Annotated in this window: 20 protein-coding genes; 11 read left to right on the top strand and 9 right to left on the bottom strand. The window is 70.4% G+C overall.

What is annotated here, in order from left to right; genetic code table 11:
* Window positions 1-209: 209 nt before the first annotated feature.
* From ACLQ7T_RS13105 to ACLQ7T_RS13115, 3 genes are all read right to left on the bottom strand, one after another.
* Window positions 210-419, bottom strand: coding sequence for a DUF3126 family protein (locus ACLQ7T_RS13105; RefSeq protein WP_092310331.1), 210 nt, complete (start codon window positions 417-419; stop codon window positions 210-212).
* 210 nt (window positions 420-629) lie between these two features.
* Entirely contained in the window at window positions 630-1,451 is an 822-nt protein-coding gene (cysE, locus tag ACLQ7T_RS13110) for a serine O-acetyltransferase (RefSeq protein WP_420479824.1), read from the bottom strand.
* Window positions 1,452-1,473: 22 nt separating this feature from the next.
* Window positions 1,474-2,124 carry an NUDIX domain-containing protein gene (locus tag ACLQ7T_RS13115; protein WP_420479825.1) on the bottom strand — a complete coding sequence of 217 codons (651 nt, stop codon included), beginning with the start codon at window positions 2,122-2,124 and terminating at the stop codon, window positions 1,474-1,476.
* 45 nt (window positions 2,125-2,169) lie between these two features.
* Between ACLQ7T_RS13115 and ACLQ7T_RS13120 the strand changes: the two genes are divergently transcribed.
* A complete protein-coding gene (locus tag ACLQ7T_RS13120; protein ID WP_420479826.1) occupies window positions 2,170-2,772 on the top strand; it encodes a nitroreductase family protein in 603 nt (200 codons plus the stop codon).
* Between the two features lie 167 nt (window positions 2,773-2,939).
* On the opposite strand, the gene hutI is transcribed toward ACLQ7T_RS13120, so the two are convergent.
* From hutI to ACLQ7T_RS13135, 3 genes are read right to left on the bottom strand one after another with little or no spacing between them, the layout of a single operon-like run.
* Window positions 2,940-4,139: an imidazolonepropionase gene (hutI, locus tag ACLQ7T_RS13125; protein ID WP_420479827.1), complete on the bottom strand. Its 1,200-nt coding sequence runs from the start codon at window positions 4,137-4,139 to the stop codon at window positions 2,940-2,942.
* A complete protein-coding gene (gene hutC / locus ACLQ7T_RS13130) occupies window positions 4,136-4,837 on the bottom strand; it encodes a histidine utilization transcriptional repressor HutC (RefSeq protein ID WP_420479828.1) in 702 nt (233 codons plus the stop codon). The genes hutI and hutC overlap by 4 nt, the downstream gene beginning before the upstream one ends.
* Window positions 4,834-6,207 (bottom strand): formimidoylglutamate deiminase, encoded by a 1,374-nt coding sequence (locus tag ACLQ7T_RS13135; protein WP_420479829.1) that lies wholly within the window; start codon window positions 6,205-6,207, stop codon window positions 4,834-4,836. Before ACLQ7T_RS13135 ends, hutC begins: the two co-directional genes overlap by 4 nt.
* A gap of 67 nt (window positions 6,208-6,274) precedes the next feature.
* Between ACLQ7T_RS13135 and hutG the strand changes: the two genes are divergently transcribed.
* The 4 genes from hutG (at window position 6,275) to ACLQ7T_RS13155 (ending at window position 10,766) form a co-directional block, all read left to right on the top strand.
* Complete coding sequence (gene hutG, locus ACLQ7T_RS13140; RefSeq protein ID WP_420479830.1) at window positions 6,275-7,093, top strand: N-formylglutamate deformylase; 819 nt, start codon at window positions 6,275-6,277, stop codon at window positions 7,091-7,093.
* Window positions 7,094-7,095: 2 nt separating this feature from the next.
* Window positions 7,096-8,754, top strand: coding sequence for a urocanate hydratase (gene hutU, locus ACLQ7T_RS13145; RefSeq protein WP_420479831.1), 1,659 nt, complete (start codon window positions 7,096-7,098; stop codon window positions 8,752-8,754).
* A gap of 159 nt (window positions 8,755-8,913) precedes the next feature.
* Complete coding sequence (gene hutH / locus ACLQ7T_RS13150) at window positions 8,914-10,443, top strand: histidine ammonia-lyase (protein ID WP_420479832.1); 1,530 nt, start codon at window positions 8,914-8,916, stop codon at window positions 10,441-10,443.
* A complete protein-coding gene (locus ACLQ7T_RS13155) occupies window positions 10,443-10,766 on the top strand; it encodes a hypothetical protein (protein ID WP_420479833.1) in 324 nt (107 codons plus the stop codon). Before hutH ends, ACLQ7T_RS13155 begins: the two co-directional genes overlap by 1 nt.
* A 288-nt stretch (window positions 10,767-11,054) precedes the next feature.
* Here ACLQ7T_RS13155 and fni read toward each other — a convergent pair whose 3' ends face one another.
* Window positions 11,055-12,077, bottom strand: coding sequence for a type 2 isopentenyl-diphosphate Delta-isomerase (gene fni / locus ACLQ7T_RS13160; protein ID WP_420479834.1), 1,023 nt, complete (start codon window positions 12,075-12,077; stop codon window positions 11,055-11,057).
* A gap of 19 nt (window positions 12,078-12,096) precedes the next feature.
* Entirely contained in the window at window positions 12,097-13,938 is a 1,842-nt protein-coding gene (locus tag ACLQ7T_RS13165) for a PPC domain-containing protein (protein ID WP_420479835.1), read from the bottom strand.
* Window positions 13,939-14,037: 99 nt separating this feature from the next.
* Here ACLQ7T_RS13165 and folD point away from each other — a divergent pair, with 99 nt between their 5' ends.
* The 3 genes from folD to ACLQ7T_RS13180 all read left to right on the top strand — a co-directional run bounded on the left by folD (window position 14,038) and on the right by ACLQ7T_RS13180 (window position 16,499).
* A complete protein-coding gene (gene folD, locus ACLQ7T_RS13170; protein ID WP_420479836.1) occupies window positions 14,038-14,961 on the top strand; it encodes a bifunctional methylenetetrahydrofolate dehydrogenase/methenyltetrahydrofolate cyclohydrolase FolD in 924 nt (307 codons plus the stop codon).
* Between the two features lie 52 nt (window positions 14,962-15,013).
* Window positions 15,014-15,661: a LemA family protein gene (locus ACLQ7T_RS13175; RefSeq protein ID WP_420479837.1), complete on the top strand. Its 648-nt coding sequence runs from the start codon at window positions 15,014-15,016 to the stop codon at window positions 15,659-15,661.
* A 100-nt stretch (window positions 15,662-15,761) separates the two neighbouring features.
* Window positions 15,762-16,499 carry an endonuclease/exonuclease/phosphatase family protein gene (locus ACLQ7T_RS13180; RefSeq protein WP_420479838.1) on the top strand — a complete coding sequence of 246 codons (738 nt, stop codon included), beginning with the start codon at window positions 15,762-15,764 and terminating at the stop codon, window positions 16,497-16,499.
* Here the strand turns inward: ACLQ7T_RS13180 and ACLQ7T_RS13185 are convergent.
* Window positions 16,486-17,937: a phospholipase D-like domain-containing protein gene (locus tag ACLQ7T_RS13185; protein ID WP_420479839.1), complete on the bottom strand. Its 1,452-nt coding sequence runs from the start codon at window positions 17,935-17,937 to the stop codon at window positions 16,486-16,488. The genes ACLQ7T_RS13180 and ACLQ7T_RS13185 overlap by 14 nt on opposite strands.
* Before the next feature lie 191 nt (window positions 17,938-18,128).
* On the opposite strand from ACLQ7T_RS13185, the gene ACLQ7T_RS13190 reads away from it, so the two are divergent.
* From ACLQ7T_RS13190 to ACLQ7T_RS13200, 3 genes are all read left to right on the top strand, one after another.
* Entirely contained in the window at window positions 18,129-18,317 is a 189-nt protein-coding gene (locus tag ACLQ7T_RS13190; protein WP_420479840.1) for a hypothetical protein, read from the top strand.
* Window positions 18,318-18,431: 114 nt separating this feature from the next.
* Entirely contained in the window at window positions 18,432-20,972 is a 2,541-nt protein-coding gene (locus ACLQ7T_RS13195; RefSeq protein WP_420479841.1) for a coiled-coil domain-containing protein, read from the top strand.
* Window positions 20,973-21,101: 129 nt separating this feature from the next.
* The gene (locus ACLQ7T_RS13200) at window positions 21,102-21,698 is read left to right on the top strand and encodes a hypothetical protein (RefSeq protein WP_420479842.1); all 597 of its coding nucleotides are present in this window, start codon (window positions 21,102-21,104) and stop codon (window positions 21,696-21,698) included.

The raw sequence follows: 21,698 nt of genomic DNA on the forward strand, positions 1-21,698 counted from the left end.
CGGCTCCGGTCGCCGCCGCCCCGGCTCCTGCGCCGACCCCGGCTCCGGCCGCCGCCGCTCCGGCGGCTGCTCCGGCGCCCAAGCCGGCCGAGAAGGGCTTCTTCGGCAAGCTGATGGACGCGATCTTCGGCAAAAACTGATCGCGCTGAAATGAAGAAGGCCCCGGAGAGCGATCTCCGGGGCCTTTTTCGTGTCCGCTGTCCGGCGGCTTATTCCGGCAGGTCTTCCGCCAGGATGGCCATTTCGAACATGAAGCTGCCCGCTTCGTCCTCGTCCTCGAAGACCACGCCGATGAACTCGTCGCCGACATAGACCTCGGCCGAGTCGGCCGGCTTGCCGCGCGGCTTCACGATGATGCCGCCGGTGTTGAAGGTGCGCTTCAGGTGCGTCTCGACGCGCTTCATGTCGGCGGCGTTCATGGGGGTGTCCTCAGAGTCTTGGAATTTCGCGGGACCCTAGAGAAACCCAACCGGCAGGGGAAGGCCTAACCCCTCCGTCTCTCCGGCTTCGCCGTCGAGCCACCTCCCCACTGCGTGGAGAGGTGAACCGCATCCCTTACCTCTCCAGCGAAGCTGGGGAGGGGGACCATGCGAGCCAAAGGCGAAGCATGGTGGAGGGGTGACGCCGCCTCAGATCACGAAATCATACACCACATCGGCCAGGGTATGGTCCATCGTCCGGGCCGGGGTCGCGCCGGTCGGGCAGTTGACCAGCCGCGCCGGCACGCCCGCCACGGTGCAGCCCGCCGGGACCGGCTTCAGCACCACCGAGCCCGAGGCCACCTTGGCGTAGTCGCCGACGGTGATGTTGCCCAGAACCTTGGCCCCGGCGCCCAGCAGGACGCCCTTGCCGATCTTCGGGTGGCGATCGCCGCGCTCGGCGCCGGTGCCGCCCAGAGTCACCCCGTGCAGCATGGAGACCTCGTCGCCCACCACCGCCGTCTCGCCGATGACGATGCCGGTGCCGTGGTCCAGAAACAGGCCCGCGCCCATCTTCGCCGCCGGATGGATGTCGATCTGGAACAGCTCGGACATCCGGCTCTGCAGATGGAAGGCCAGGGTGTCGCGCCCCTGCGTCCACAGCCAGTGCGCCACCCGGTGCGCCTGCAGGGCCTGGAAGCCTTTGAAATACAGGAAGGGCTGCAGCAGCGAGCGGATGGCCGGATCACGCTCCGACACAGCCTGAAGATCGGCCTCGGCGGCCCTCACCATGGCCGGATCGGCCTCGAAAGCGTCGCGGCAGACCTCGCGGATCGACATGGCGCCCAGTTCCGCATCGCCCATCTTGCGCGCGATCTGGAAGCTCAGGGCCGAGGCCATGTCGCCGTGAGACAGGATCACGGCATTCATCTGCGACGCCAGATGCGGTTCCTCGCGCGCCGCCTCTTCCGCGGCCTTGCGCAGCAGGGTCCAGGCGTCCGGTTCAGCGGCGACCACTTCGAGCTTCGGCATCACGGGCTCCATCAGACGGCGATCATACGCTGGCCAGCATGGCCTCCGCCAGTTCGGGCGGCAGTTCGCCCTCCCGCGCCATATGGTAAGCCCGCAGCACTGTCGCGAGGGTAAACATGTCCCGGATCGAGCCGCGCCCGATCTCACGCAGCAGATCGCCGAACGGCACGCGGATGACGCGGATGATTTCGGTCTCGTCCGGCGCGACAGGAACCTCCGTGAAATCCCACGCCAGCCATGCCATGGCCCGCTCGTCGGTGATCGAGTTCGACATCTCGGCGCGATAGGCCAGCCGCCACTGCGCCGCCGCCAGCCCGGCCTCCTCGGCCAGTTCGCGCTTCGCCCCTTCAAGCGGGTCCTCGTCATAGGGCGCGCCGCCCTCCGGCATCTCCCACGACCAGTTCATCAGGGCGAACCGCTGCTGGCCCACCAGCGTCACGGTCCCGTCCGCGTGCAGCGGCAGCACGCCCACCGACATGTTCTGCGGCCGCATGACCATGTAGTCGGCCTTGTGCCCGGTCGGCGCCGTCGCGTCGTGCCGGGTCAGCTTCATCCACGGGCTCTCGAAGAAGACGCTGTGTCCCGCGTCCGTCCACGGCGGCGGGCGGTCGCTTCCATCGTCCCACAGCGGGGTCGGGCGGTCCTTGTCGAAGGCGTCACGGGAGTCGGTCATGCTCCGGGTATGGCGCCCCGGCGCGCGGACGACTAGCTACACCACATGACCGATACCGATCTGGGCGCCGCCCTGCCCCTCCCCGTCGCTTCCATCGAGTTTCAGGACCGCCTGGCCCGTCGGCGCTCGGCCCCGGCCCAGAGCCTGACCGGCCCCGGGCCGTCGCGGGAGGAGGTGGAACGCATCCTGCTGCTGGGCGCGCGCACCCCGGATCACGGCAAGCTGTTCCCCTGGCGCTTCGTCGTGCTGGGACCGCAGGCGCGGGCAGACATCGCCACGCAGCTTCTGCCGCTCGCGGACAGGCAGCCCGGCGCCGACAAGGCCCGCAAGGTGCTCTCGAAGCTGACCGCACCGCCCCTGACCATTCTCGTCATCGCCTCCCCGGTCGACAGCCCGAAGGTGCCGGTCCGGGAGCAGCATCTGTCGGCGGGCGCCGTCTGCATGAATCTTGAGCACGCCGCCAACGCCCTGGGCTATTCGGCCAGCTGGATCACGGACTGGTACAGCTATGACGCCGACGCCACGGCCCTGCTGGGCGTTCGCGAGGGTGAGCTTGTGGCGGGCTTCATCCACATCGGCACGCTGGCCGAAGGTCCGCTGGAGCGTCCCCGCCCCGACCTGAACGCCATCACAGAGTGGAAGCTCTAGCGCGAAATCCGGGGCCGATCAGGCTTCAGGAGAAGACCCCGGCCACCTGCAGGCTTGTCGCCAGGCCGAACAGGATCGTCGTCGCAATCAGGGCGACTACCAGCCCGAATTCGACCAGATCCCGCTTCATACGGGAAACTGTGCGCGGATTCGCGTTAACAAACCACCTATGCGCGCTCACCTGACACATATCGCGCAGACAGCAGGGGCTTGCCCAACCAGTAGCAAAGCTCGGCCGGGCGGGTGATGTCCCACACCGCGAGGTCCGCCGCCTTGCCCGGCGCGAGGGTCCCGACGTCGGTCAGGCCCAGCGCCTTCGCCGCCACCCGCGTCGCCCCGGCCAGCGCCTCCTCCGGCGTCAGGCGGAACTGCACGCAGGCCAGGTTCAGCGCCGCCGTCATCGACGCCACCGGCGAGGTGCCCGGATTACAGTCCGTCGCCACCGCCATCTTCACCCCATGCTCCCGGAACAGCGCCACCGGCGGCAGGGTCGTCTCGCGCAGCATCAGGAAGGCGCCCGGCAGCAGCACCGCCACCACCCCCGCCTCGGCCATGGCCTTCACGCCCGGCCCGGTCGTGTGCTCCACATGGTCCGCCGACAGGGCGTTGTATTTCGCCGCCAGCGCCGCCCCGCCGCCGTCCGACAGCTGATCCGCGTGCAGCTTGACCGGCAGGCCCAGCGCCTTCGCCTTTTCGAACAGGCGGCTCACCTCCTCCGTCGTGAAGGCGATGGGTTCGCAATAGGCGTCGACCATGTCGACCAGCCCCTCGGCATGGGCCGCCGGCAGGATGTCGTCGATGGCCAGATCGACATAGGCGCCGCGATCCGCCTTCAGCTCGGGCGGCACGGCATGCAGGCCCAGATAGCTGGTGCGCACCCTCACCCCCGCCTCGCGCCCGATCCGCCGCGCCACGCGCAGCATGGCCAGTTCGCTGTCGCGATCCAGGCCGTAGCCGGACTTGATCTCCACCGTGGTGACGCCCGTGGCCTTCAGCCCCTCCAGTCGTGAGAGGGCGCTCGCATAGAGCTCGTCCTCCGACGCCGCCCGGGTGGCCTTCACCGAGGAGACGATGCCGCCTCCAGCGCGCGCGATCTCCTCATAGGTCGCACCACCCAGACGCTGCTCGAACTCGCCCGACCGGTCGCCGCCGAACACCAGATGGGTATGGCAGTCGATCAGCCCCGGCGTGACCCAGCGCCCATCAAGCCCTTCCACCCCATCCGCCGCCGGCGCCTCCGCCCGCGGCCCGACCCACGCGATCTTCCCGCCGCGGATCAGGATGGCGGCGTCCTCGATCGCGCCATAGGTCGCGCCGCCCTCGCGCATCGTCGCCACATGGCAGTCGGTCAGCAGTGTCGTGCTCATCGGGCCTCCGGGCGCGCGGGAGAGAAGCGGGCGACCAGATCATAGGCCTGCCCCGGGAAGGTCTGCCACGCCCAGGTCACGCCCCGGCCGTCCGCCCAGGTCCGGCGTTCCAGCTTCAGACAGGCCTCGCCGGGCTCAAGGTCCAGCCGCAGGGCCGTCTCCCGGTCCGCCGCCACCGCCGCGATCCGGTGCTCCGCCTCGGTCCACGGCGCCCGCTTCAGCAGCCAGCCGCCCGGCGACACCGTCTCGAAGCTTTCCTCCCCGGCCTCCGGCGTCGCCGCCAGACCGATCAGGCGGCGCTCCAGGGCGAAGGGCGCGCCGTCCGCGCGATGCAGGCAGGCCACCGCCACCACCCGCTCGCCCAGCCACCGTTCCTCCGCCGCCGCCGCCCGCACGGACCGCTCCAGCCGTTCATAGCCGTAGGCCATGCCCCGCGCCGCGATCTCGGCGGCGATGTCCGGGATGTCCAGCACCGCCGAATGCACCGGCGGCCGCGCCACCACCGACCCGGCCCGCCGCCGCCTCACGATCAGGCCGCGCGCCGACAGGTCGGTCAGCGCCTTCGACACCGTCATGCGGGCACAGCCGTATTCCGCCTGAAGCTCGGCCTCGGTCGGCACCCGCGCCCCCGGCGGCCATTCGCCCGACAGGATGCGCCGTTCGATGTCCGCGCCGATCCGGCGATGCAGGGCGCTCATCCGCCGAGCACGGCGTCCAGCGCCCGGCGGTAGCGGGCCTCGATGACGTCCCAGCCCACATGGCGGCCGTTCTCGACCACCACCCGGCCCCGCCGCCACACGGTGCGGATCGCCCGCTTCGGTCCGGCGAAGACCAGGCTGTCCAGCAGGGCGTCGTCGCTCCGGCCCGCATAGGCCAGATCGTCCGTCTCCAGCGAGACGAAGTCCGCCGCCTGCCCGGCCGCAATGCCTGTCGCCCCCTGCGTCGCCTGCGCCCCGCCCGCCAGTGCGCGCCGGTACAGGGTCCCGCCGGTCGAGGCTTCACTGTCCGCCAGCACCGCCCGTCCGCGCCGCGTCAGCCGCTGGCTGTACTCCAGCGCCCTCAGCTCTCCCGCCGCGTCGATCAGCACGTTCGAGTCGGTCCCGACCCCGAAGGCTCCGCCCTGGGCCAGGAAGTCGACCGCCGGGAAGACGCCGTCCCCCAGATTGGCCTCCGTCACCGGGCACAGCCCCGCCACGGCGCCGCTCTTCGCCATCCGCGTCGTCTCGTCCGCCGTCAGATGGGTCGCGTGGATCAGGCACCAGCGCCGGTCCAGCCCGACATTGTCCAGCAGCCACTGCACCGGCCGCGCGCCCGACCAGGCCAGGCAGTCGTCGACCTCCTTGGTCTGCTCCGCCGCATGGATATGCACGGGTCCGTCGCCGGCCATCGGGACCACCGCCGCGATCTCCTCCGGCGTCACCGCCCGCAGGCTGTGCGGGGCCACGCCCACGACCGCGTCCGGCAAGGTCGAGGCGATCTTCCGGCTTTCATCCATCAGCTTCGCAAAGCTGTCGATGTCATTGATAAAGCGCCGCTGTCCGTGCGCAGGCGCTGTCCCGCCGAAACCCGCATGGGCGTAGAAAACCGGCAGCAGGGTCAGGGCGATCCCGGTCGCCTCCGCCGCCGCCGCGATCCGTCCCGCCAGCTCGCCCCGGTCGGCATAGGCCCGGCCGTCCGGGTCATTATGCAGATAGTGGAACTCCCCCACCCGGGTGAAGCCGCCCTCCAGCATTTCGGCGAAGGCCAGGGCCGTGATCGCCTCGATCTCCTCCGGCCCGCCCCGGTCGAGGAAGCGGTACATCAGCGCCCGCCAGGACCAGAAGTCGTCGCCCTGATTGGGTCCGCGCTCCTCCGTCAGCCCGGCCATGGCCCGCTGGAAGGCGTGGCTGTGCACGTTCGACAGCCCCGGCAGGACCACGCCCAGATCGGCCTCGCCCGGCGCCTGGACCGCCTCCGTCTCGACCGCCGAGATCGCCCCGTCCGCGACGGTGATCCTCACATTCCCGGCCCAGCCCTGCGGCAGCAGGGCGCGGCGGAAGAACAGGCTGTGGGCGGCGGCTTCCGGCACTGGACAACTCTCCATCGACCCGAATATGTCTATACATAATCAGGACCCTGACAAGACGGAGCAAGGCATGAGCGACTGGCTGACGGTGACGCCCGGCGATGCGCCCCTGATCGTCGCCTTTCCCCATACCGGCACGGACATTCCGGCGGCCATCGAGGCCCGCATGGTCGACCCGTGGCGCGCCCGCAAGGACGCCGACTGGTGGATCGACCGCCTCTACGCCTTCGCCACCGAACTGGGCGCCACCACGGTGCGCACGGCCATCTCGCGCAGCGTCATCGACGTGAACCGCGACCCCTCGGGCCAGTCCCTCTATCCGGGCATGACCACCACGGGCCTGTGCCCCACCGAGACCTTCGACGGCGAGCCCCTGTACAAGCCGGGGCTCGAACCGGACGCGGTCGAGATCGAGGCCCGCCGCACCGAGTTCTTCGATCCCTACCACGCCGCCCTGATGGCCCAGATCGAGCGCCTGTCGGCCAACGGCCCGGTCGTCCTCTACGACGCCCACTCCATCCGCTCGCACGTCCCGCGCCTGTTCGACGGCCAGCTCCCGCAGTTCAACATCGGCGATAACGGCGGCGTCACCTGCGATCCGGCCCTGACCGCCGCCGTCGAGGCCGCCTGCATCGCCTCGGGCGACACCCACGTCGTCAACGGCCGCTTCAAGGGCGGCTGGACCACCCGCCACTACGGCCAGCCCGCCAAGGGGACCCATGCCATCCAGATGGAGCTGGCCTGCCGCGGCTATGTCGACGAGCCCGCCGAGATGACCGCCTCGACCTGGCCTACCCCCTTCGACGCGGCCCGCGCCGCGCCCATCACGCGCACCCTGCGCGACGTCCTCACCGCCGCCCGCGACTTCGCGATCAGCCAGCGAGCCTGAAAATGACCTCCAACGCCCGCATCGTCCGCGCCCCGCGCGGGACCGAGATGACCGCGAAAACCTGGGCCGCCGAGGCCGCCCTGCGCATGATGATGAACAACCTCGATCCCGAGGTCGCCGAGCGTCCGGAAGACCTCGTCGTCTACGGCGGCATCGGCAAGGCGGCCCGCAACTGGCAGGCCTTCGACACCATCGTCGATCAGCTCCGCGCGCTGGAGGCCGACCAGACCCTGCTGGTCCAGTCGGGCAAGCCGGTCGGCGTCTTCCGCACCCACGCCGACGCCCCCCGCGTCCTGATCGCCAACTCCAACCTCGTCCCCAAATGGGCGACCTGGGACCACTTCAACGAGTTGGATAAGAAGGGGCTGGCCATGTACGGCCAGATGACCGCCGGCTCTTGGATCTACATCGGCACCCAGGGCATCGTTCAGGGCACCTACGAGACCTTCATGGAGGCCGGACGCCAGCACTACGACGGCGACTGGTCGGGCAAGTGGATCCTGACCGCCGGCCTCGGCGGCATGGGCGGCGCCCAGACGCTGGCGGCGACCATGGCGGGCGCTTCCTGCCTCGCCATCGAATGCCAGCGCAGCCGGATCGAGATGCGTCTGCGCACCCGCTACCTCGACGTCATGGCCGAGACCCTGGACGAGGCCCTGGCCCTGATCGAACAATCGAAGATCGACAAAAAGCCTATTTCTGTCGGCCTGTTGGGCAATGCGGCTGAAGTTCTGCCTGAACTGGTCAAACGCGGCGTTCGCCCCGATCTGGTCACCGATCAGACCAGCGCCCACGACCTCGTCAACGGCTACCTGCCCATGGGTTGGACCGTCGCCGAGTGGGAGGACAAGCGCGCCTCCGACCCCGCCGCCGTCGAGGCCGCCGCCCGTAAATCCTGCGCCGTCCACGTTCAGGCCATGCTCGATTTCGAGGCCATAGGCATCCCGGTCACCGACTACGGCAACAACATCCGTCAGGTCGCCTTCGACGCGGGCGTGTCGAACGCCTTCGACTTCCCGGGCTTCGTCCCGGCCTACATCCGCCCCCTCTTCTGCCGCGGCGTCGGCCCCTTCCGCTGGGCCGCCCTGACCGGCGATCCGGAGGACATCCGCAAGACCGACGCGGCGATGAAGACGCTGTTCCCGGACAACGCGGGCCTTCACCGCTGGCTCGACATGGCGGGCGAGCGCATCGCCTTCCAGGGCCTGCCCGCCCGCATCTGCTGGATCGGTCTGGGCGATCGCCACCGCGCCGGCCTGATGTTCAACGAGATGGTCGCCTCGGGCGAGCTCAGCGGCCCGATCGTCATCGGCCGCGACCACCTCGACTCCGGCTCCGTCGCCAGCCCCAACCGCGAAACCGAGGCCATGCAGGACGGTTCGGACGCCGTCTCCGACTGGCCCCTGCTCAACGCCCTGCTCAACACCGCCTCGGGCGCCAGCTGGGTCTCCCTGCACCATGGCGGCGGGGTCGGCATGGGCTACAGCCAGCACTCCGGCGTCGTCATCGTCGCCGACGGCACGCCCGAAGCCGCCGCCCGCCTCGAACGCGTCCTCTGGAACGACCCCGCCACCGGCGTCATGCGCCACGCCGACGCGGGCTATGACATCGCCAAACAGGCCGCGAAGGAACACGGGCTCAATCTGCCGTCACTCCGATAAGCCCTCCCCCTCGATGGGGGAGGGTTGGGTGGGGGTGGTCGCACACTCTTTCCCGCTTCCCGCAAAAGGCTCCGTCGCCTCACGCGCCCGAACCTTCAACAGACTGCCACCACCCCATCCCCGGCCCTTCCCCATCGAGGGGAAGGGAGAAGGATAGAGATGACCCACCTCACCATCGGCCAATCCCCGCTCACCCTGCCGCAGCTTCGCGCCGTCCTCGAAGGCCCCGTCACGGTCAGCCTGACCGACGCCGCCTGGGCCAATGTCGAGAAGGGCGCGGCGACCGTCGCCGCCATCCTCGCCGAGGGCCGCACCGTCTACGGCATCAACACCGGCTTCGGCCTGCTGGCCAACACCAGCATTGCGCCGGAAGACCTTGAAACCCTTCAGAAGAACCTCGTCCTCAGCCACGCCTGCGGCGTCGGCCCCCTGCTCTCCGACGCGGTCACCCGCCTGCTGCTGGTGCTCAAGATCGCCAGCCTGTCCAAGGGCGCTTCGGGCGTCCGTCGCGGCACGCTGGAGGCCCTGATCGCGCTGGTGAACGCCGACATCCTGCCGTCCATCCCGTCCAAGGGCTCGGTCGGCGCCTCCGGCGACCTGGCCCCGCTGGCCCACATGTCCTGCGTCCTGATCGGCGTCGGCGAGGCGCGTCAGAACGGCGAGGTCCTGTCCGCCGAGGCCGCCCTCGCCCGCGTCGGCCTGAAGCCCGTCGTGCTCGGTCCCAAGGAGGGCCTGGCCCTGCTGAACGGCACGCAGTGCTCGACCGCGCTGGCGCTCGCGGGCCTGTTCGCGGCCGAGGCCTGTTTCGCCGCGGGCATCGCCGCCGGCGCCCTGTCGGTCGATGCGCTCAAGGGTTCGGACGCCCCGTTCGACCACCGCATCCACGCCCTGCGCGGCCAACCCGGCCAGATCGACGTCGCCGCCCGCCTGCGCGCCCTCATGGCCGGATCGGCCATCCGCGACAGCCACCGCCATGACTGCGCCAAGGTGCAGGACCCCTACTCCCTGCGCTGCCAGCCCCAGGTCATGGGCGCCACGCTCGACGTCCTGCGCAACGCCGCCGCCATGCTGGAGCGCGAGGCCAACGCCGTGACCGACAATCCGCTGGTCTTCATCGAGGACGGCGACGTCATCTCGGGCGGCAATTTCCACGCCGAACCGGTCGCCTACGCCGCCGACCAGATCGCCATGGCCCTGTGCGAGATCGGAAACATCTCCGAGCGCCGCACCTCGATCCTGGTCGATCCGAAGATGAGCGATCTGCCCGCCTTCCTGGTCAAGGAAAGCGGCCTGAACTCGGGCTTCATGATCGCCCAGGTCACCGCCGCCGCCCTGGTGGCCGAGAACCGCATGGTCGCCCACCCCTGCGTCATCGACACCGTGCCGACCAGCGCCAACCAGGAAGACCACGTCTCCATGGCCACCCACGGCGCCCACCGCCTGCTGGATATGGCCGGAAACACCGCCGCCGTCGTCGGCATTGAGCTGCTCGCCGCCGCGCAGGGCCTCGACTTCCACCGCCCCCTGACGTCCTCGCCCGACCTCGAACAGGTCTGGTCCATCGTCCGCGAAGCCGCCGAGCCCTACGCCTCGGACAAATACTTCGCCCCGGACATCGAGCGCGCAACCGAGACGGTGCGCGCCGGGCGGTACCGGGTGTTCGCGGCCGACCTGCTGCCGTCGGCGTGATGCGTCAGCTCGCTCATCTCGCCATCGCCGCCCTGATGGCTTCCGGCTGTCAGGCGCCCACTCGCCTGGCTGGCCCGGAACTGAAAGTGTCGGGCACGCCGGAAGGGTTGCAGGCTTTCGAGAAGGCGGCGCGGGCCTGCGGCATGACCCATATCACCCGTGGGACCACGGAGGGCTCAGCCTGGCTTTCGGCGAAGGCGTCAGGCCGTGACCGAGCCTACGACTGTTCCATGCAATGGTTGATGAGCCATCCCGAGACCTTCGGCGCCACCGGCGCGGGGGAGCCTGTCAGGCCGGTGATCACATCGTCGGACGACAGCTGATCTCGGCCTTCCTCTCTGCCGGATCAAGCGCTCCGGTCGCCCTACGTCCAATCCTGACGCATCGGCGTGTCAGACTGCGCCCCGGTCTTTGACATCGCGGTCCGTGCAGTTCCCTCCGGGTTGAGCGCACGCTGTCTCCGCCACACAAAAATTTCGCCACGGCGCCTCACGCCCGGTCCCGACCTTGCGCCCTGACGTCCTCTGCCACGGTTGAATTCGCCGTGCCTGCCCCCGCCTCACGGGAAAAAGTGCACTAAAGTGCACTCCATTTTCTGCAGAGTGCACTTTTCACCCCTGCAACGGCGCCCGCGCCAGCGCCGTCAGGTTCGCCGAGCCGGTGCAAAAGCAGACGGTCCGCAGTTGCCGGATCACGGTCTGGAAATGCTCGACCACCGCCTCGGTCGAGACGGTCGCGGCCTGCAGCACCCCCGCCGCCTGACCGACCATGTCGGCGCCCAGCCGGATGGCCCTCGCCGCATCCACGCCGTCACGGATGCCGCCGGAGCCGATCACCAGGGTCCGGGGACAGGCCGCCCGCACCTCGGCGATGGCCCGGGCGGTGGGCATGCCCCAGTCGGCGAAGGCGGCCGCATGAGCCTTGTCGGACGACGCCTCCGCGCGTTCGCCCTCGACCAGCGCCCAGTTCGAGCCGCCCGCGCCGGAGACATCCAGCGCCGCTACCCCCATGTCGGCCAGCCGCTTCGCCGTCGCGGCAGAGATCCCGGCCCCGGTCTCCTTGACCACCACCGGGAAATCGGCCGCCCGCACCAGCGCCTCCAGCGCCGCGCCCACGCCCCACCAGTCCCGGTCGCCGCCGGTCTGGCAGGCTTCCTGAAGTGGGTTCAGATGCACGATCAGGGCGTCGGCGGCGATCATGTCCACGATGCGCCGGGCCTCGTCCGACCCCACGCCCCGCGTCAGCTGGGCCGCGCCGATATTGGCCAGGATCGGGGTGTCCGGCGCCTTCAGACGCAGGCTCATATCCAGCCCCGGCGTCGGCGCATCGGACTCCAGCGCCGCCCGCTGCGACCCGACCGCGAGGGCGATGCCCAGCGACTGGGCCGCCTCCGCCAGCCGGGCATTGATGGCCGCCGCGCGCGCCGGTCCGCCGGTCATGGCCGAGATCAGCAGCGGCGCCTTCAACCGCCGCCCCAGGAAGTCCGTGCCCAGATCGATCTTGCCGTAGTCCAGGTCCGGCAGGGCCTCGTGCACGAAGCGCACCGCGTCCAGCCCGGTCCCGACCGCGTGCCGGGCCTTGCCGGACAGGATCACGTCCAGATGCTGGTCCTTGCGATCGACGATTCCGGACATGGGCGGCGTCCGGTCGTCGTCAGGGCTGTCTGTCGACGATGAGGGCGTACGACCCGGTCTGGCCGTGCTGGTAGGTCCCCGCGCGGATCTCGTAGACCCCGTCCTCCGGCGCTTCCCACTCCAGCTTGGAGTGGGTGTCCGAAAGGCCGTCGTCATCCGAGCCGAGCGCCTCAAAGCTGTCTTCACCGGCGCGGCCGATGATCACGAAGCTGTCGACCTCGTTGGACACCATCTTGATGACCAGCTTCTCGCCCTCCTTCAGCGTCACCCGGTAGGCGTCATAGAATCTGTTGTCGTCGGTCGTGGCGTCGCTCTCGGTCAGGATGCCCCGGGCGGTGACCCCGACCAGCAGGCTTCCGGCGACCGGCTGCGGACCGCGGTCCTGCAGCTCCAGCGAATAGAGCCCCTTCCCTTCCGCGCCCAGCGGCGAGGCGCGCAGCACATAGCGGCCGTCGTCCGGCAGGGTGAAGTTCAGACGCGAGTCCGTCCCTTCGCCCAGTCCGTCATCATCGCGCGCCAGGGCCGTGAACTCGCCCTCCGCGTGACCGATCTGAAGATAGGTGTCGAAATCGCCCGATCGCATGATCGCCCGGACCCGCTGGCCCTCGACCCCCTCGAAGACATAGGCGTCATAGCCCCTGTCCTCGGCGTCGCGGGCGTCGTTCTCGGCGATCTCGCCCTGCACCGTCGCGCCGAACGCCAGCGGCCGGGGCGGCGCATCGGGTTCAACCTCGCTGAGGACGAGGCGATACTCGCCGGTCGCTTCCGTGAAGGCCCGCGCCTCGATCACATAGGCCCCGTCTTTCGGCAGGGTGAAGATCAGCCGCGAGTTGGTGCCCTCGGGGCCGCCGTCGTCATCGCTGGCCAGGCTGTTCTGCTCGTTGTCGAACAGCTCCAGATAGGTGTCGAAGCGGCTCGAGGTCATGTCGATCCGGATCCGCTGTCCCTCGCGTCCGGTGAAACGATAGGCGTCGGCGTAGCCGCTGCCGCTCTCGCTGCGTCCGTCGCGCTCGGTCAGTTCACCGCGAACCGTGTCGCCCATGCGGATGGTCTGCGCCTGGACCGGCGGCGGCCCCTCCGAGAGGGTCAGGCTGTAGGCGCCCTCGTCATCGTTTCCCAACGGCATCGCGCGAATGACGTATTCGCCGGCCTCCGGCAGGGTGAACACCAGCCGGGAGTTCAGCCCGGTATCCGGGCCGTCGTCGTTAGACGCCAGCTCCTCGAAGACGCCGTTGACCATCCGCCCCAGCCGGACCATGGCGTCGAAGGCTTCGGAATCGAGCGCCAGCGCGATCCGGTCGCCGCTGCGTCCGGTGAAGACATAGGCGTCGTAGAGCGGGCCCTCGACGCTTTCGGGATCGCCGCCCGCGATTTCGCCCTCGATGGTCTGCCCGAGCCGGATGGCCCGGGGTTCGGGCGCCGGCGCCGCCGGAGCGCGCTCGGTCAGGCTGAGAGTGTAGGCGCCGCCGCTCCGACCGGACAGGGGACGGGCCCGGATCACATACTCGCCGGCGGTCTCGGCCGCGAAACGAAGCCGCGAGTCCGTGTCCTCGCCCAGACCGTCGTCATCGCTGGCCAGGGGATCCTCGTCCGGCTCCGCGCCCGGCCGCTGCACCTGCAGATAGGCGTCGAACGCCTCCGAGCGCATGATGACCTCGAACCGTTGCCCCGCCGCGGCGGACACCACATAGGCGTCATAGCGGTAGGCGTCGTCAGGCCCCGCGGCGTCGGAGTCGGTGATCTCACCCTCGATCCGGTCGCCCGGAGCCAGCGGCGTCGGGTCCTGGGCGGCGGCGGGCCCCGCGAGGGCGGCGACGAGCGCCAGGCTGCTGACGGCGGCGAGAATGATGTGACGGCGCATACGGAGTCCTCTGGGAGTCGCTCGTGATCATAGACGCGGAACCCGCCCGTCTGTAAATCGCGCGCACCGCACGATTCCTGACGACCGGAGCCGAAGCCCATGACGGCCGAACCCGCCCGCGCGACCCTGATTGACGGAAAGGCCTTCGCGGCCGGGCTGGTGGAGCGCGTCGCCGCCGCCTCCGCCCGCCTGGAAGCCGCGCATGGAGTCAAACCGGGTCTGGCCGTGGTCATCGTCGGCGAGGATCCGGCCAGCCAGATCTATGTCCGCAACAAGGGTGAGACGACCTTGCGGGCGGGCATGCGCTCGGACACCCATCGCCTGCCCGCCGACACCTCCCAGAGCGACCTGCTGGCCCTGATCGCCGGGCTGAACGCCGATGCCGGCATCCACGGCATCCTGGTCCAGCTGCCCCTGCCCGCCCACATCGACAGCGCCGCCGTTCTGGACGCCATCCACCCGGACAAGGATGTGGACGGCTTCCACGTAGTCAACGCAGGCCGTCTGGCCGTCGGCCTGCCCGGACTCGTTCCCTGCACGCCGCTGGGCTGCATCATGCTGCTGCGCGCCGAGCTGGGCGACCTGACCGGACTGAACGCCGTGGTCGTGGGCCGGTCGAACATCGTCGGCAAGCCCATGGCCCAGCTGCTGCTGGCGGAAAGCTGCACCGTCACCATCGCCCACTCGCGCACGAAGGACCTGCCGGCCCTGTGCCGCACCGCCGACATCATGGTCGCCGCCGTCGGGCGCCCCGAGATGGTGCGCGGCGACTGGATCAAGCCCGGAGCCACCGTGATCGACGTGGGCATCAACCGCGTCCCGTCGAGGGACCCGGTCAAGGCCGCCGAGGGCAAGACCCGGGTGGTCGGCGACGTCGCCTTCGAGGAGGCCGCCGCCGTCGCCGGTCGCATCACCCCGGTCCCCGGCGGCGTGGGGCCCATGACCATCGCCTGCCTGTTGGCCAACACCTATACCGCCGCCTGTCGCGCGGCCGGTGTGGACGCCGTGTCCCTCGACGCTTGAACCGGGGTGAGTCGGGTCCGATAGTCCCCCGCAACGCGCCCGGGAGAAGTTGATGATCCGCCTGCCGTCCCGTCTCGTGGCCCTGGCCCTGGGACTTGCGATGACGCCGCTCCTGGGCGGCTGTGACGTCGACGGGACCCAAACCCTTGAAGAGGCCGCCCAGGCGCGCTGGGCGGATGTCCAGGCCCAGTATCTGGCCCGCGCCCGGCTCGCCGCCAGCATCGTCCCCGAAGTCCAGGCGGCGACAGGCGCCGAGGAGGCCGAGGCCCTTCGCCGGATCGCGGCTGACGCCGCGAAGGCCTCGCCCTTCCCGCCGTCCCCGACCGACGAGGACGCCTTCCGCCGCTACCGGCAGGCGCAGGTGGAGCTCAACTGGTCCCTGACCCGGCTGACCCGGATCGCGGCCCGCCATCCTGCGCTGCGCTCGAATACCGATTTCCTGATCCTGTACGCCCGCCTCACCGCGGCCGAAGGCCGGATTGCGGTCGCGCGGATCGACTACAACGAGGCCGCAAGTGAGTTCAACGAGGCGCTGACCCACTTCCCGGCGTCGCTGCTGTCCGGCGGTCGCCCCCGAATGGCGGTGTTTGCGGCTGATCCGCCGGAACCCCCGCCTCCCCCCGCGGCCCCGCCCGCGCCCGCCGTCGGGCCGGCTCCGGCCGTTCCGGCTGTCCCGTCGCCGGCGCCCGGAACGACCTGAGCCGCTGCCGGGTTCTACCCTGCGGCGGCCTGTCATCCTTCCGACGTCGAATGGGGCGATGACAGGACCGCCCCGCGCCGCGAGGCCAGACCGGAAGACCATGCCCCGCCTTCTCACCTACAATGTACACCGCTGTGTCGGCGTCGACCGCAAACTGGACGTGAGCCGCATCGCCGCGGTGATCGCCGAGCACGAGCCGGACATCGTCTGCCTGCAGGAACTGGACGTCGGCCGCGCCCGCACGGGCTTCGTCGATCAGGCGCGCGAGATCGCCGAGCAACTGGCCATGAGCTACCACTTCCACCCGGCCATGCGGGTCGAGGCGGAACTCTACGGCGACGCGGTCCTGACGCACCTGCCCGAGCGTCTGGTGCGGTCCGGCGGTCTGCCGACCGTTCGCGGGGTCCCGGGCCTTGAGCCGCGCGGCGCCCTCTGGGTGGCCATCGAGATCGGGAGCGCCACGCTGAATGTCTTCAACACCCACCTGGGACTGGTGCCGCGTGAACAGCGGCTTCAGGCCGCGGCCCTGGTCGGGGATCACTGGCTGGGCCATCCGGAATGCACCGGCCCGACCCTTCTGACCGGCGATTTCAACGCCACCTCGATCACCCGCCCCTACCAAATCCTGGCGCGCAGGCTGGCCGATTGCCAGCGGTCGCTGGGCCTCAAGCCCTCGGTGAAGACCTTTCCCTCCAGCTTCCCGGCCATTCGGATCGATCACTGCTTCACCAGCCCGGAGATCACCGTCACGGGGGTCAGCGCGCCCTTCTCTCCGCTCGCGCGGATGGCCTCCGATCACCTCCCGTTGATCATCGACTTCGAGATCAGGACGGCGTGAGCGCCTGACGTCTTTGCGACGCCGTCCGGCGCCGCCAGGGCCGGAAGGCGTCGCGCATCGACGTCGGATCCCCCAGCTGGAACTCCGCGATCATCTGCTCCACGCTGGACGGCGGCGTCGCCCCGAGGATCTGCATCCGCCCGCTGTCGAAGCGGTGCACCGCCATCCCGACCGAGCCGGTCAGGGCCTCCGCCGCCGCGAAGGCCTCCCCGTCGACGCCCAGCCAGTGGCCGAGCGTGCGGTGACGATACCGGCGGATCGCCGCCTCGCCCTCGGCCGTTCCCGGCGCCACGGCGACGTCGCACTCGGTGTCAAAGCCCAGCGACCGGTTGTTCAGATTGGTCGACCCGACCCGCAGCACCTGATCGTCGTAAATCGACATCTTGGCGTGCACGATGATCCGCCCCCCTTCCCGGGTATGCGGCGCGAAGGCGAAGAACCGGTTGTTCCGGTCGGCCTGTTCGAGCCGGTAGAGGACCTCGGAACGGGCGGTGTCCATGGTCAGCTTGTCAAACCAGCTGGGGCTCTGGCCGGTGGAGACCAGCACCACCTCGGGCCCGTCCGCCTCGGCCAGACGCTCCGCCAGGGCGGCGGCGATCACCGGCGAGGTGAAGTACTGGTTCTCCAGATAGATCAGCTTCCTGGCCCGGCGAATGGCGTCGAGGTGCAGAGCCTCGTTCTCCCGCACCTCGGTCCACTGCCCGAAGCCCGGCTCGGTCCGGGTGATGGCCATGGGGGCGTCGAACAGGTCAGGCTCGACGCCGTCCGGCCATGGATCGCCGGAGCCCTCGTCCACGATCGTGCGTTCGTCGGTCGCCTTGCGCCAGCGCTCCCGCGCCAGATCGCCGAGCGCGCGGGCCGCCGGTCCGTCGACGACGCACATCACCTCATGTCGGGGCGGTGCGATCAGGCCGGACGGCTGGCACCGGCGAGGATCCCCGTCCTGGTGTTCATCGCAGTCCCATCGGTCCACGGAGATATCGCCTCCGCCCACGAAAGCCACGGCGTCATCGATAATGACCACCTTCTGGTGATGACAGGCGCCCGGCGCCGGCGGCGGGTCGAGCCTGAACTCCACCATCCGCTTGCGGAACCAGCCCTGCGCCCTCTGGGGAAAGAAACCCTGGGAGGCGGCGATCACCAGCGGCGACTTCCAGATCAGCAGGCGTACATCCAGCTCGGGCTTCGACTTCACCAGCATGCGCAGGAGGTGGCCGATCTCGTCGGTCGGTCCCGCGTTGGCGATGTCGGGGTGCAGCCGCGTCCGGGGATCGAATTGCCAGCCCAGGAGCACGACCGATCGCTGCGCCTTGTCGAGGGCGGAGCGCAGGGCCGAGAAATAGGCGGCGTTCTCCATCAGGACGGCGAACCGGTTCGCCTTTTCCACGCGCCAGCAGTTGCGGCCCGGCGCGAACAGACTGTCGTGTTGCTCAACCATGCCGCAAGGCCTGTCCGATTCGCATGACGGCGGCATGCGCCTCCCCGCTCAGGAGACGCGCGCCGGGCATTTCCGTTCCCATGGGCGCGTATATCCGGTCAATGGTGACGCTTCGGACACGGTTCCCGCATTGTTTCAGGACGATTTCGGGCGCATAAAGGGCCGGTCATTCGGGACAGGGGAGATCGGCGATGCAGGCGCTGATCAATTTGATCGCAGGCTTCATCGCCATGCTCGCCGCTGCGGCCCTGTCGCAGTTCGGCCTGGACATCGACGCGTCTCCTAAACCTGAACGCGAAATCCATCGCGTGCGCGATTGCGGTCCGGAAACGCCGGCCGCCGCGATCACCGGTTCCGCCGATCAGAAACGCGACTGTTGACGGCTTCCGGAATCGTCCGGGCTCGCCTTTGCTCCGTGTGTTTGACCCGCTAGGGTTCCGGGGTCCCTTTTGCGGGCATCCTGTCGACGCCGTCCGAGACGAGATCAACGCCTGATGAAGCCTCCCCGCCAACGGCCTCCGCTGAACCTGTCCGAACCGGCGCAGGAGCCGGCGGCTGACGCCTCGTCCGACATCGCCGCCGACGCCGAGACCGCCGAAGAGGCGGCGCCCGCCCGCACCGAGCGCCCGATGTCCGAGCGCCGTCGCCGGCGACTGGCCGAGGAACAGCGCATCGCCGCGGAACGCGAAGCCGAGGCCGCCCGGGCGGCCGCCGCGGCCGAAGCCGAGCCCGCGTCCGATGAAGCGCCGGTCGAGATCCGCTTCCTTGCCGAAACCCCGGACGCGCCGCCCGTCGCCATCGAGACCCCGCCGCCGCCGGCCCCGGTCATCCGCCGACGCGAAACCCCGGCGCCGTCCGGTCGCCACGCCTATCTGGTCGCCGGGGTCGCAGCCGCCCTGTGGATCGGAGGCGTCGCCGCCTGGGCCGCGTTCGAGATCGGCTCGGGCTCGGTCGACATGGAGCCCCTGCGGATCGCCGTCTACGCGCTGATCGCCCTCGCCCCCGCCGGTCTGGCGATCATGCTGGCCCATGCCGTCCGGCAGGGCGCGGGACTGGCCGCCGAGACCAAGCGCGCCCGCGACCTGTCCGAAGCGCTCGTCGCGCCGACCGCCCTCGCCGCCCAGCAGACCGGCGAGGTCCTCCAGACCCTGCGCATGGACATCGACCAGGCGTCCCTGGCCGCCGAGCGCGCCCGCAACGACATGGCCCTGCTGCGCGAGGCCCTGGCGCAGGAAACGGCGCGACTGAACGAGGCCGCCGAGACCGCCGGGCGCACGGCGCGCCGCCTGACCGAGCAACTCGGCGGCGAGCGCGACCAGATGCAGAGTCTCGGGACCGCCCTGGACAAGCAGGCCGCGGGGGTGCTGGACGCCGTCGAACGCCAGTCCCGCATGGTCGTGGACGCGTCTGACCTCGCCCAGACCCAGCTGCGCGAGGCCGAGGCGGCCCTCGCCGCCCGCGCCGCCGACCTGGCCGCCGCCGCCGGCGAGGCCCAGGACGCCGCGCGCGTCGCCGCCGACGATCTGGCCCGCCAGACCCTGCGGCTGGAGAACGCCGGTTCGGGCGTCGCCGAGCAGATCCAGTCGGTCGAGGAAGGCCTCGGCCAGCAACGCGCCGCCCTGGTCACGGCGGCCTACGCCCTCCGGACGGATCAGGAGGACTTCTCGGCCCAGGTCGAAAGCCAGCGCGCCCAGCTTACCGAACAGCTGTCCGCGACCCGCACCGCCACCGGTGAACTGGACGAGACGGCCTCCCGCAGCGCCGAGACGGTCAAGGATCTGGTCGAGGCCGCGACCGATCAGTTCAAGGCGCTGATCGACATGTCGCAGCGCGAGGCGGACAATTTCGACGCCGCCACCAAGCTGGCGCTGGACCGGTTCGAGGCCCTCGCGGCCGAAGCCCGCGACGCCCTCGTCGAGGAGACCCGTCGCGCCCTGGCCGCCCTGCAGGCGACCGCGGAGGACTCCCGCATCGCCGCCTCCGAGGCCGCGGATCAGGCCCAGCTCCGGGCCGACCGGCTGGGCGAGGCCATGTTCGACGCGGCCCAGAAGGCCGACGCCGCGGCCGACTCGCGCCTCGAGAGCGCCCGTCGGGTGGTGTCCGAGACCGGCAACCTGGTCGATCAGGCCGGCGAACGCGTTCTGGACAAGCTGGAGCAGACCGTCGAGCGGATGGACTCCGCCCTGGCCCGGATCGACGAGGCCATCGGCGATCTGGACGACCGGGCCGGACGCCTGCCCGAAGAGGCCCGCAAGCGGGTCGAGGAGGTCCGCAGCACGGTCGAGGAAGGTCTCGCCGCCCTGTCCGCCGCCTCGCAGAAGGCCGCCGCGGACACCGAAGCGCTCGACGCCGGCTTCCAGGAGCGGGTGCGCCGCAACTACGACATGCTGACCGAGGCCGTGCGTCTGATGGGCGTCGTGTCGGGCGAGACCCCGGCCGGTCGCCGCCGCGAGGTCCCGCCGCCGCCGCCGGTCGCGCCGGAACCTTCGCCGCGCACGCCGCCCGCCGATGACGGCCGGAGCTTCGGCCAGCGCGGCCGTCTGAAGCTGGAGCCCACCCCCGGCGTCGCTCCGGCGACCCGGTCGCTGGACTGGGCCGACCTGGTCGACGACGGGCCGGGCGAGGCGCCGCTGGACCTCGACACCCCGGTGATGCCGCGCGGCGGCGGAGACGGCAATCTGGAGGTCCTGACCCAGAGAGTGGTGGCCGCCATCCGGCGCATGGGGGTCGATCCCAACGCCCTGCTGCCGCGCTCGCGTGTCGAGGAAGCCGCTCACGCCCTGACCGATCGCGATCCCGACCGGGCGCGCCAGATCGTGCGTCGCGTGGCGCCGGCCGCCGTACGCAGCGTGTCGCGCCGTGTGCTGACCGATCCGGACCTGCGCGCCGACGCGGAATCCTATGTCCGCGCCTTCAGTCGCGAGCTGCAGGGACATGCAGCCGGCGGTGACGGCCCGGCGGTGCTCGGCCGCCTGACCTCGGACGGCGGCCGCGCCTTCATGCTGCTGGACGCGGCCGTCGGCGACCTGACCTGATCGGTTCGTGCGGTGGGGGAAACCTGTCCTCCCCCCGCCCGCGCCCGGCGTTTTGGCCTTGACGGAACCGCCCTGATGCCGACACCGTCTCCAACGTCACGTAAACGTCACGTAGCTTAGTCCGGGTTCATGACCGCTCTCGATCAGACACCGACGGACACCCGTCCCGGCATTCTCATCTGCGCCTGGGACGCCGGCGAAACCGGCTGGGACCCTGTCGAGGACCTGTCCGGCGAGCCGTGGAGCCCGGACGGCGCCCGCACCGTCCCGATCGCGTCCGCCGAACCGGACGACCTGGCCTCCACCCTCTCGACGCGCCTGGCCGATTTCCGGTGCCGCGCCCTGCTGCTGGTCGGGCGCACCCGCAAGGCGGAAGGCTTCCGGCTGCAGATGCGCGCCGAGAACCGCTCGGCGGACGGGGCGCATCGTCTGGACGATATCGGCCCCAGCGTGGCGCGCGCGACCGCGCCGGTCGGGGACATGGTCCGGGCGCTGCAGGAAGCCGGGCTGACCGCCGACGCCACCTCGGACGCCGAGGAAGACGCCGGCAGCTATCTGCTCTATCGGGTGCTGACCAGCCTGCCGGACGGGTCGGACACCCCGGCCATCGGCCTGCTGCGGGCGCCCGAGGATCAATCGGACGACATGGTCCGCAAGGCGGTCAAGGCGGCGGCGCAGGCCATCGCCCGGCACCTGGCGCCCCTGCCCCGCTCCCGCGCGATCTGA

It is taken from the genome of Brevundimonas sediminis (assembly GCF_048799765.1).
Lineage (GTDB): Bacteria > Pseudomonadota > Alphaproteobacteria > Caulobacterales > Caulobacteraceae > Brevundimonas.